Origin of the sequence: Desulfobacter vibrioformis DSM 8776 (genome assembly GCF_000745975.1) — a bacterium.
GTDB classification, from domain to species: Bacteria; Desulfobacterota; Desulfobacteria; order Desulfobacterales; family Desulfobacteraceae; genus Desulfobacter; species Desulfobacter vibrioformis.
In genome coordinates, this window is sequence record NZ_JQKJ01000017.1 from 100143 (window position 1) to 110976 (window position 10834).

Here is a 10834-nt window from a genome sequence, read left to right on the forward strand (position 1 = left end):
AAATACTCAATGCTTAAGTTTATGACATTGGGTTATCTATTGTCCCTGACAAGTGATTTGCCAGCACCGGTGGATCTGTTTTTTCTTGGAAATATAGTCTTCGGGAATCGTTTCCCGGGTGATCTCTTTAATATCAGCGGCGTCAAGCCTGTTTTCAGCCATGGAAAAATTCTGGTGGTTGGTGGAAAAAAATACCGTACTCCCCGGGCGCATGAGCTTGAACACCTGGTTGAGCAGAAAAGGATAGTCTTTGGCAATATCAAAGTGTTTGTCGGCCATGCGCGTGGTGGAATAGGAGGGGGGATCCACCACAGCCAGATCGTATCTGTGTTTAAGCCAAAGGGCTTTTTTCAGGAAATCAAACGTATCCATCCGGACCTGGGAGTGGCAGGGTGCGGATAGGTTGTTTAAGGCCAGATTCTCTTTGACCCAGGTAATGGCGGTTTCGGACCGGTCCACGGACAGGGTGGAGGCTGCCCCGCCCTTTGCCGCATAACAGGTGAAGGCGCCGGTGTAGCAATACAGATTTAAAAAATCCTTGTCCCGGGCCATCTGTCTGACCATCATCCGGGTGTCCCTGTGGTCGGAGAATAGACCGGTGTCCACATAGTCGCTGGGGTTGACCAGGAATTGAAGATCCCGTTCCCACATGGGGATCTTTTTGTTCTTCGTATTAATCCTCTGGTACCGGGTTCCGTCCTTGATACCTGCCTTCCGGATTTTAAGATGCAGGTTTTCCTGCGGAACATCAAGGGCCTGGGCCACAGCCCTGCCCATCTGGGGCAGCCAGTCCGGCTCGGACTGTTTTCTGGCATATTCAGCCACCACAAGATGTCCGGCATACCAGTCCACCACAGCCCTGATTTCAGGGATATCCCAGTCATACAGCCGGAAAACCTGCAGGTTCTGTTTTGTGAACCGCGTATACAGGTGCTTGAATCTTTTTTTTACCCTGTTGGCCAGCATCTGGGCCTGTTCCTGATATTTTTCACTGGTCTTCATGGTAAAATGTCATACACCATTCAAGTGTGAATGGCAAGAAAGGCAAAGGTGTTCCGGCAGTTCTGAATATGGAGAGATCTTCAACGCCGGTTAAAGTTAATTTCCAGTTTATGATTTGACCTGATACTTAAGTTAAATTATAACGTGAAGGGGAGAATTTTAATCCCAGTAACTTTTACAAGAACCCTGACGATATTTAATGGACCTAAATTTATAATCATTTACGATGGAGGAAATCAGCGATGACATCCACATTACCGGAACAGATGAAAGTGATTGAAATTACCGAACCAGGCGGCCCCGAGGCCCTTTCTGTGGGAACCAGGCCTCTGCCCCAGCCGAAACCGGGAGAGGTGCTGATCAAGGTGGCGGCCACCGGTATAAACGGGCCCGATATGGTTCAGCGTAAAGGGCTTTATCCGCCGCCAAAGGGCGCGTCGGACCTTCTGGGTCTGGAGATTGCAGGAACCATTGTTGCCGTCGGCAGCGATGTCAACGATTGGTCTGTGGGAGACCAAGTCTGTGCCCTGACCAACGGCGGCGGTTATGCCGAGTATTGTGCCGTTGTGGCGTCCCATTGCCTGCCGATTCCAAAAGGCTTGAGTTTGGTGGAAGCCGCGGGAATTCCCGAGACGTTCTTCACGGTTTGGAGCAATATATTCATGGGGGCCGGACTCAAAGAAGGGGAAACCTTTCTTGTCCACGGCGGTTCCGGCGGTATCGGCTCAACGGCCATCATGCTTGGAAAAGCCTTCGGCTCAACGGTTTATGCCACTGACAGCCCTGCAGAACGATGTGAAGCCTGTAAAGGTTTCGGTGCCGATCGGGTTATTGACTACAACAAGGAAGATTTTGTTGAAATTGTCAGAAATGAAGCCAAGGGCGCCAATGTCATTCTCGATATTGTCGGAGGAGACTACATTGCCCGCAATATCAAGGTGTCGGCACCGGATGCACGCATCGTTCAGATTGCATTCAACAAGGGCTCCAAAGTCGAGATCAATCTGATGCCCATCATGCTGAAACGGCTCCTTTACACGGGCTCCACCCTGCGCAGCCGTTCGGATGCCTCGAAATCTGAAATTGCGGCACAGCTCAGGGAGAAGGTCTGGCCGCTGATTGAGGCGGGAAAAATCAAACCGGCTGTCCACAAAACATTTCCCCTGGAGCAGGCTGCAGAGGCCCATCGGCTTATGGAAAGCGCAACGCATGTCGGTAAGATTATTCTCGAGGTATGACCGTTATCTTGTGCCTGAACGATAAACCTGAACGATAAACCTGAACGATAAATCAGATGGGTTCAAGTTTATGGACAACCGGTGGGCACAAAAAGCGTGCCCACCCTACCGCTTACCGTTACCTTCCCTGGCAAAGAAGTTCCTAGTGGACCCGTACACAATTGTGTACGGGTTATATTTATAATTGCTGGGGGCGTTTCCCATTGAGCGTTGGGTTGCCAACTCAATTCAGCAATTTGCCGACGGGCGTATAGACCAGTCCAAAGGCCTCGGCCACGGCCTTGTAGGTCACCTTGCCGTTGATGACGTTGGCGCCAAGTTTGATCTCCTCGTTGGCCTGCATAGCCCCTTTCCACCCCTGGTTGGCGATCTGCAGCGCATACGGCAATGTGGCGTTGGTCAGGGCCAGTGTCGAGGTCTTGGCCACAGCTCCGGGCATGTTGGCCACGCAGTAGTGCACCACGCCGTCGATCACAAAGGTGGGATCGCCATGGGTGGTGGCCTTGGAGGTTTCAAAGCAGCCTCCCTGGTCAATGGCCACGTCCACCAGCACCGAGCCTTTTTTCATGGTCTTGAGCATGTCGCGGGTCACCAGCCTGGGTGCCTTGGCTCCGGGAATCAGCACCGCCCCGATCACCACATCAGCTTTTTTGACCAGCGTGCGAATCGTTGCCGGACTGGACATCAGGGTGAAGCAGTTGGCCGGCATTACATCGCTCAGGTAGCGCAACCGGTCCAGGTTCATATCCAGAAGGTAGACCTTGGCCCCCAGGCCGCAGGCCATCTTGGCCGCATTGAACCCGACCACGCCGCCGCCGATCACCACCACCGTGGCCGGCTCCACCCCGGGCACCCCGCCCAGAAGAATGCCGCGGCCGCCCTGGGCCATCTCCAAAAACTTGGCGCCTTCCTGAATGGCCATGCGTCCGGCCACCTCACTCATGGGAGTCAACAGCGGCAGGCTGCCGTCGGCTTTCTGAATGGTTTCATAAGCGATACATACGGCCTTGCTCTTGATCAATGCCCGGGTCTGGGGTTCGTCAGCTGCCAGGTGCAGGTAGGTGAAAACGATCTGCCCTTCCCGGATCAGGTCGTACTCCGGCGGCAAGGGTTCTTTAACGTGCATGACCATGTCAGCCCCAGCGTAAATTTGTTTGGGCGTATCGACTATTTTGGCCCCGGACCGGGTGTAGGCGTCGTCGGTGAAGCCGCTGCCCGCCCCGGCGCTTTTTTCCACCAGTACCTCATGCCCGTTCTTAACCATTACCTCCACTCCCGCCGGCGTCATGCACACCCGGTTCTCCTCCGCCTTGATCTCCCTGGGTATTCCTATGATCATGTTTCCTCCCTTATGCATGCGGTTTGAATCCCAAACTCTTTAGAACTCAATGTAAGTGGGCCGCTGAAAAATACGCCCGGGTTAAGTTTTTTTTGACTGGCACACGCCCATCGGCTTTACAGAGCAACATTCGCACGGATCTCAGTCGCGGTGTTATCTTATAGGCGCTGATGATACAGATGGTCAGGATTTGTATTTTTTCAGGAATTATTCTGCATTGAGATTCTTTAAAATCTTTTTTGCCAAGGCTTCTTTAATTTCGTTATGGCGTGGGATAGTCTCAATTACACCGTTTTTCGGATTAATCCAAAGTGAATGTGAAGCACCTTCTCGTTTCAAATAACATCCGGCAATTCTTAATTTTTTTTCGAGATCCCTTCGCTTCATCCAACCATCACTTTATCTTGAATAACATCATCTGGAAGTCCTCTAAGAATATCATCCCTTCGATCCTCTAACAAAAACTCTATGGCCTCACGTAGATTATTCTTTGCATCCTCTATTGTTTCTCCCTGACCATTGGCACCAGGAACCTCAGGACAAATAGCCCAGAACCCACCTTCAAGCGCTGCTTCAATTATTGCTGTGAATTCTGCTTTCATTATAACCTCCTGTCGTAAAGTTCAATCATATAAATACATATGCCTAAGGCGGGCTATGCCCGCAACCTAATAAACGGTGATATGAGCTAAGCAATTTCTCATGTATAATAATGGTAGATTAAATATTTTTAAAATACAAAAAGGAACTGCTTATGAAAAATTTTATAGACAGGTTTTCGGATTTGGTCAAGGATGTGATAACAGGGTTTGACCGTATTGTTTTCAAAAGTTTTATTCTTCCACTGATGTCTGCCTCCGAGGTGATGCACTTCTGCCGGAACAGGGGGATTCTTAACAAAAATTACAAAGACTGGATGTTATCTCAGACCAGAAGCACAATTGCCACAACAGAGCAATACGCTATCTTGCTCAAAACGGCTATCTGCTTCCCCTTGCCGCTTGATGTAGGTCCTTGCAACTCCTTCATCTCGCCCTACTGTTGATACAAAGTATCCCTACGCCCCGGCAAAGCCGGGGGGTTACCCATGTTAATTAAATTTTTGCATCGGATAATCATGTGTAAATTTAATCTTTGGCCTCGTCGAGCACTTTTCGGACCGTTTTTGCCAGATCAGCCTTCAGAAAGGGTTTGTTCATAAAGGCTTTGATACCGATTGCTGCCAGGGATTTATCAGAAATCTTTTTACTAAAACCGGTACACAAGATTACAGGAATATCCGGCCTAATGCCAATAAGCTCTGAAGCAAGTACATCACCCGTCATGTTTGGCATTGTCATGTCAGTGATAACCAGATCGAAATCGTTCGGCTTGGCCCTGAATAGCTCAAGCGCTTCAATGCTGCTGCTCCGTGCCACAACAGAATAACCCAGTTGATCAAGCTTTCTTTTTCCCATTTTAGCAATGGGGGCTTCATCATCAACATAAAGAATTTTCTCAGACCCGGTTGGCAGGTCCTCAGGCGTGTAAACATGATTCAATTGACGCTTTTTTGTAATCGGCAGATATATTGTGAACGTTGCCCCCTTGCCAAGCCTGCTGGCAACCGTTATCTTCCCGCCATAGGCTTCAACAATGCCGTGTACGACAGAAAGACCCAGCCCGGTTCCCTCGCCAAGGCTCTTTGTGGTAAAATAGGGATCGAAAATAGAATTGATAATTTCATCAGGAATGCCTGTCCCTGTATCTGACACCCGTATCTGAATATAATCTCCTGGTTTCAAATCAATGGTTTCTTTTTGCAGACCCGAATGAGCACAGATGTCTTCAATGCAGACCTCAAGCAAGCCGCCATGATCCTCCATGGCATGCGCTGCATTGGTGCATAAGTTCATCAGTATCTGATGGATCTGGGTTGGGTTTCCCATGATGAAAGAATTACTGGTAATCGTTTGCCGTATGTCAATTGACGTCGGTAGAGAAGAACGGATGAATTTTAAAACCTCTTTTGTAATGATGCTTGGCTGCACCGGCGTGGTTTCTTCTTCTGACTTTCTTGCAAACGTTAGAATTTGTTTAACGAGATCTTTGGCACGGTTGCCAGCAATAAGTATTTCCTGGAGATCATCTTCAAATACTGTGTTTTTTTCAACTTGATAAAGTGCCAGTTGGGCAAAACCAATGATGGAAGAGAGGATATTGTTAAAATCGTGGGCAATACCGCCGGCAAGGTTGCCGATCGCTTCGAGTTTTTGGGTCTGCTGAAGCTGCTTGTTCATTTTTCCCCGTTCTTCCATGGCGTGTTTTTTTTCGGTAATGTCACGAAGCGATAGCAGGTAGGATGACTCTCCATCCCAATCAATCTCAGTTGCTTTCGCTTCTGCAAAACGGGTTTTTCCTCTGCCGAAAGTCGTTTCTATTTCAAAAATGGTACCTAATTTAACTGGAAAACCGAACGCAATATCTAAAAGATCATTCTCTTTTTTACCAAAGAACTCACATGCCGCCTTATTGACGAATTTGATTTTGCCATTCCGGTCCAGTACAACAATCGCATCGATCAGGCTGCCCACCAAAGACGAAAGTCGTTCCTTTTGTTTAATCAGCTCCTTCTCTGTCCGACGCCGGTCTGTGATATCCAGTATGGCTCCGATCAGCCCACCAACCATTCCATCGGACCCATGAAAAACCGCCTTATAAAAAATAACATCCCGTCTCTCACCTGAAGCATTCTGCACCGAAGACTCGTAATGTTGGTGTCCGCCGGCGGTTAACAGTTCCTGGTCTTTTGCATGATGAATTGCGGCCAGATCCGGAGGGTTGATGTGGAATCCTGTTTTTCCGATCAGTTCGGTTTCGTCTATTCCCCAAAATGTCTGAAACGGTTGATTGAAACCAAGGTAGCGCCCATCGGTATCTATGTAAAAAACTGGAATCGGAATTGAATTTAAAAGGGATTTTAAGAATGATTCACTTTTACTCAATGCATTTTCAGCATGTTTACGATCGGTCACATCGTTATAAATAGAAACGATTTTACCCGATGGAAGCTTGTATACAAAATTTTCACGCCATCCTTCTATCCGTCCATCTTTGTAAAAGGCACTGGGGTAATGTAGCGGTTCACCTGTCCGCCAAACACGCTTGAGCACATCGAACAGGCCGAATTCAGCAATACTTGGGAATACGTCGGCAACTCGTTTTTCGATCAGTTCGGTCCTGGAAATCTGGTCTATCTTTTCGGCGGCCTGGTTGAAATCCTTGAATATAAAATCCTCGCCGTTTTTCGTGACCTCGTAAACCGCTACGCCGCTGCTCATGCGCTCGATCAACTGGCGAAACCGTTCCTCACTTTCGATGAGCGCTCTTTGGGCAATCTTACGTTCCGTAATATCTTGAAAAGTTCCTTTCAGTTTTATCACTTTTCCCTCTGCTACTTCCGCCTCGCATCTGGTCCGCGTCCAGCGATGATTTCCTTTTGCGGTAATGAACCGCATCTCCATATCATAAAATTGGCCTCCATCAAGGGCACATTGAAAGGCTTTTAACAGTTCCGGCCGGTCCTGGGGGTGAAAAAAGTCGAACACCTTGTCTAATGTCGGCTTATAATCCATCGGAACTTCGTGGATACGCAGGGTCTCATCGGTCCATGTGACTTCGGATGTTTTTGCATCAACTTCCCAACCGCCTACACGTGCCATGCGGCCAGTGGCTTCCAGTAATTTTTTATTTTTCTGCAATTCCTTGTGCAGCATTGATTTTTCAACCATCTCACCAATAAGGCTTGCAGAGATATGAAGTCGTTGTTTGGCCAGATCCACGATAAATTGAGGCCGTTGGTCATAAGCATTTGCCTGTTTTTTCAGTTGTGTAAGGTCAACATCAAAAGTCTCTGCCAGTTCTTTTAAGCGTTCTGGGTCAGCAGGAGGTGTTCCATACCCTATATTGATCACTCCCACAACCTTCCCACCAGCGTAAATCGGTTCCGCATACAGGTTGATGCCTCCCACGCATTGAATATCCGTACTGCGCCCCAATTCCATGGCGGCTTTTGCTGAATCGTTCCAACAGTTTTCATGACAGAGCCAGCAGCCGCTGTTTAAGGCGCTGCGGTTATCGTCGGTTTTGCAAAGTTTGCGGGACGCCGTATCCATGAGCCGGCACCATCTCGAAGAAAACATGCCAAACGCATAATCCCCATTTGATTCATAAACCGCGACGGAGGTCTCCAATAGGTTAATCGCATCTTCTGCTATTTTCTGAAGCGTTTCTTTCCCAACAGAATCCAGAATCAACCTGCAGGTGTTTAATTCAGTTACATCTCCATAATAGGGTTCGTAAAATTCGTTTGATCCGCTATCAGGTCCCAGGCGTTTGTTCAAAGGCCATTCGAATTGACTTGATCTGTCATGATTTGACTTTTGGTTGCTCATGTTCTTCTCTCTGTTTCCACCCCTTTACCCATGTCGGTTTCGGCCAGTTAGTTTGGTCTGCGCATTAAATGCCCAGGGCCTGGAGTACAATTCGTTTCACACTTAAATCTCCGATGATCCTTTTTTCAGGTTCCGGCGAAATTCTACATAATGTTGGGGTGACAATAATTTGATCGCGTACCGCGACATCCGGAGACTCTAACACATCAAACACTTCCAGCGAATATTCTCCTGCCCATTCATCCTGAAAGGTGTCATTTAAATTGTTGATAATTCTTTCGCTTTTTTTCGTTTTACCAGCTATATATAGCTTTAATCCTAGCGTTGAATTCCTGATTGTCGATTTTGCTGTCAATGTATCTTCTGCAACCGATAGCAAATCCGCTTTTTCAATTGGCTTTTTTAATATCTGAAATTTAATACCATCTTCACAGATATTTTTTAACTCATCGAAAATAATTGAAATATCATGTTTCATTATGAAATCTCCCAGAAGATAGAAGCATTATTTATCAGATATCTGAAGAATACTGTATGTGATATACTTGATTTCGTCGATTTCAATAGGTTTGCTAAGCAATTCGAAATCACACCCTTGCCTCTGAACCTCTTTCAGGTCATCCATAAATTCCAAATGAAAAGCGGTTATTATATAAACTGGAAGAGAGGGGTTTAGTTTTCTTATCGCTTTGAGCGTTTCAATCCCGCTCATCCCCGGCATTTTTAGATCAAGATAGACAAGGTCATAATGAGTTTTTTGAACTAATTCTAAACCCAGCGCACCTGATTCCGCTTTATCGACAATGATATCTGTATCTTCCAAAGATAGTGAAAATGCATTTCGGATATGCTCATCATCGTCAATGATAATAATATGTTTTCCCATTTTACGCTCCGTTTTCTTTGGATTTGAGATCTTCGTGAGGAATGGTTATTGTAAAGCTTGTACCCTCATTCACTTTACTCCTGCAGACAATTTCGCCATTATATTCTTTTATGATCCCAAACGAAATCGAAAGTCCTAATCCAGTGCCTTTTCCAACCTCCTTGGTCGAAAAGAATGGGTCGAATATCCTTTCAATATGGTCCGCGTTGATACCAGGTCCACTGTCTTCAATAATGATGAAAGCATGATCGTTTTTTATTTCAAATGATAATCGAATCTCTTTTTTATCACATGTCTCAACTGCATCAATCGCGTTAGACAACAAATTCATTAGAATTTGCTGTAGTTTTGGCGAACTCATTTTTATCACTGCATTTTTTTCGTCAAAATCTTTAATCAATGTAACTCCTGTCTTGACAATACGGTAGTCAAGTAACTCCAGAACACGTCCAACGGCTTCTGGGAAAAAAACACGCTCTTTTTTATCTTTTTCTCCGGTATCTTGATGGGAAAAGGTAAGAAGGTTACGAACCAGGCTGATACAATCTTTTGTTGCCGTTTCAGCGTTTTTCATAACCTCATATAGTTTATTTTCGGAATCAAGTTTCTTTAGCGCATATTGGACATAATTTAAAATGCCCATTAGCGGATTGTTCAGTTCGTGGGCGATTCCCGCTGCAAGAGTCCCGATGCTGCTCATTTTTTCAGCTTGCATAAGCTTTATTTGAGAGAGCTTAAATTGATCGTCAGCAATTTTTCTTTCTGTTATATCCTGATATATCCCATGAATCCGAACGCACTTTTTTTTTCTGAAATCCGCTTTCCCAATAAATCTTACCCACGCCTTTTGATTTGATGCTGTAATGAGTGGAAATTCTTTATCAAAGGAAATACCCAATTCAACCGCACGGTTGATGTCATTTTCGACAGTGGATCTGTTTGCAGGTGGGAAAAAGTTTATTGAATCTTTAAGGTTCGGCATGTATTCTTCGGATACTCCATGTATGTGTCTGGTCATATCAGTCCAGCGAATGGCATTCGTTCTGACATCTAATTCCCAACCGCCTATCATAGCAATTCGCGCTGTTTCATTCAGAAATTCCTGGCTTCTTCGTAAGGCATTTTCAGCGGACCGCTGCAGGGATAAATCTCGAACCGAAACACGGATAGCGGGCTTGTCTTCCCATACCGTGTTGTTTGCCCATAATTCCACAGGCACTGTATCACCATTTGGCACCAACATATCGATTTCTACGCGCCCGATGTCTTGTGTCGGAAGGCCCAATTGGGTGCCAAGTATGACATTTTTTTTTCGTTGAAGTATCTTTTCAGCTGCCGGATTCAAAAACAAAACTGTCCCTTGAGGGTCAACGACAAGTATGCCATCGGTGCTATCACAAATAATTGACGCAAGATTGGCCGAGGAAGCCGCTTTTTCATGGGATGTCGAGTAGCCCGAGGGAACCTCCCCCTCAGGCTCTCACAGAACCGGACGTGAACGTCTCCGCTCATCCGGCTCCTATTGACCAGCCTATGCATAGAGCAATCTCCAATGGGCAAACAAATTTGGCTGTCTTCGTGCAATTCGTTCCAGCCATTGACTTGCCTTTCGGCGATGTCCTCTAAAACTTTTGTATTTCCTTGTTGCCCAAATCACCAACCGGCGATCCAGACACCTTAAGGCCGGGTACAGTGCAGATTTATAAAACCTGCCATAATAGTTAATCCAGCCTTGAATGACGGGATTGAACATCTGGGCTAAATCTTCCAGGTTCTTGTCACTGCGCCTGGGCCAATTCCACTTTCGTGAGGTTTGTCGAATTGCTGTTGCTGCTTTATTGCTGATGGCAGGAGAAAAGTTAATGAAAAATTTTCCCCATCGGTTCTTTGATCTTCGAGCACGAAAAGTATAACCCAGAAAATCAAAACTTGTCAG

Annotated in this window: 11 protein-coding genes; 2 read left to right on the forward strand and 9 right to left on the reverse strand. The window is 46.4% G+C overall.

Annotation, left to right across the window (positions count from 1 at the left end; translation table 11 throughout):
* Positions 1 to 36: 36 nt before the first annotated feature.
* Complete coding sequence (locus tag Q366_RS12140) at positions 37 to 1002, reverse strand: class I SAM-dependent methyltransferase (protein WP_035239236.1); 966 nt, start codon at positions 1000 to 1002, stop codon at positions 37 to 39.
* Positions 1003 to 1244: 242 nt separating this feature from the next.
* Here Q366_RS12140 and Q366_RS12145 point away from each other — a divergent pair, with 242 nt between their 5' ends.
* Positions 1245 to 2240 (forward strand): NAD(P)H-quinone oxidoreductase, encoded by a 996-nt coding sequence (locus Q366_RS12145; RefSeq protein ID WP_035239237.1) that lies wholly within the window; start codon positions 1245 to 1247, stop codon positions 2238 to 2240.
* 223 nt (positions 2241 to 2463) lie between these two features.
* On the opposite strand, the gene ald is transcribed toward Q366_RS12145, so the two are convergent.
* From ald to Q366_RS12160, 3 genes are all read right to left on the reverse strand, one after another.
* Positions 2464 to 3579 carry an alanine dehydrogenase gene (ald, locus tag Q366_RS12150; protein ID WP_035239238.1) on the reverse strand — a complete coding sequence of 372 codons (1116 nt, stop codon included), beginning with the start codon at positions 3577 to 3579 and terminating at the stop codon, positions 2464 to 2466.
* Between the two features lie 207 nt (positions 3580 to 3786).
* The gene (locus tag Q366_RS12155; protein WP_035239241.1) at positions 3787 to 3966 is read right to left on the reverse strand and encodes a type II toxin-antitoxin system HicA family toxin; all 180 of its coding nucleotides are present in this window, start codon (positions 3964 to 3966) and stop codon (positions 3787 to 3789) included.
* Positions 3963 to 4181, reverse strand: a complete 219-nt coding sequence (locus tag Q366_RS12160; protein WP_035239244.1) for a type II toxin-antitoxin system HicB family antitoxin — start codon at positions 4179 to 4181, stop codon at positions 3963 to 3965. The genes Q366_RS12155 and Q366_RS12160 overlap by 4 nt, the downstream gene beginning before the upstream one ends.
* A 152-nt stretch (positions 4182 to 4333) precedes the next feature.
* Between Q366_RS12160 and Q366_RS12165 the strand changes: the two genes are divergently transcribed.
* Complete coding sequence (locus Q366_RS12165; RefSeq protein WP_035239246.1) at positions 4334 to 4624, forward strand: hypothetical protein; 291 nt, start codon at positions 4334 to 4336, stop codon at positions 4622 to 4624.
* Positions 4625 to 4706: 82 nt separating this feature from the next.
* On the opposite strand, the gene Q366_RS20365 is transcribed toward Q366_RS12165, so the two are convergent.
* The 5 genes from Q366_RS20365 to Q366_RS20910 form a co-directional block, all read right to left on the reverse strand.
* Entirely contained in the window at positions 4707 to 8012 is a 3306-nt protein-coding gene (locus Q366_RS20365) for a PAS domain-containing hybrid sensor histidine kinase/response regulator (protein ID WP_051958019.1), read from the reverse strand.
* Positions 8013 to 8076: 64 nt separating this feature from the next.
* Complete coding sequence (locus tag Q366_RS12175) at positions 8077 to 8490, reverse strand: circadian clock KaiB family protein (RefSeq protein ID WP_084691810.1); 414 nt, start codon at positions 8488 to 8490, stop codon at positions 8077 to 8079.
* 27 nt (positions 8491 to 8517) lie between these two features.
* A complete protein-coding gene (locus tag Q366_RS12180; RefSeq protein ID WP_035239249.1) occupies positions 8518 to 8898 on the reverse strand; it encodes a response regulator in 381 nt (126 codons plus the stop codon).
* A 1-nt stretch (position 8899) separates the two neighbouring features.
* On the reverse strand, positions 8900 to 10303 hold the full coding sequence (locus Q366_RS12185; protein ID WP_342668595.1) for an ATP-binding protein: 1404 nt from the start codon (positions 10301 to 10303) through the stop codon (positions 8900 to 8902).
* A 126-nt stretch (positions 10304 to 10429) separates the two neighbouring features.
* Positions 10430 to 10834, reverse strand: a 405-nt coding sequence (locus Q366_RS20910) for a group II intron maturase-specific domain-containing protein (protein ID WP_281175491.1), incomplete at its 5' end; no start/stop codon positions are given.

What these genes read in the sequence shown, in the direction of transcription:
- Q366_RS12175 (WP_084691810.1), bottom strand. Translation starts at nt 8,490, where the DNA reads ATGAAACATGATATTTCAATTATTTTCGATGAGTTAAAAAATATCTGT.
- Q366_RS12145 (WP_035239237.1), top strand. Translation starts at nt 1,245, where the DNA reads ATGACATCCACATTACCGGAACAGATGAAAGTGATTGAAATTACCGAA.
- Q366_RS12180 (WP_035239249.1), bottom strand. Translation starts at nt 8,898, where the DNA reads ATGGGAAAACATATTATTATCATTGACGATGATGAGCATATCCGAAAT.
- Q366_RS12165 (WP_035239246.1), top strand. Translation starts at nt 4,334, where the DNA reads ATGAAAAATTTTATAGACAGGTTTTCGGATTTGGTCAAGGATGTGATA.
- Q366_RS20365 (WP_051958019.1), bottom strand. Translation starts at nt 8,012, where the DNA reads ATGAGCAACCAAAAGTCAAATCATGACAGATCAAGTCAATTCGAATGG.
- ald (WP_035239238.1), bottom strand. Translation starts at nt 3,579, where the DNA reads ATGATCATAGGAATACCCAGGGAGATCAAGGCGGAGGAGAACCGGGTG.
- Q366_RS12140 (WP_035239236.1), bottom strand. Translation starts at nt 1,002, where the DNA reads ATGAAGACCAGTGAAAAATATCAGGAACAGGCCCAGATGCTGGCCAAC.
- Q366_RS12160 (WP_035239244.1), bottom strand. Translation starts at nt 4,181, where the DNA reads ATGAAAGCAGAATTCACAGCAATAATTGAAGCAGCGCTTGAAGGTGGG.
- Q366_RS12155 (WP_035239241.1), bottom strand. Translation starts at nt 3,966, where the DNA reads ATGAAGCGAAGGGATCTCGAAAAAAAATTAAGAATTGCCGGATGTTAT.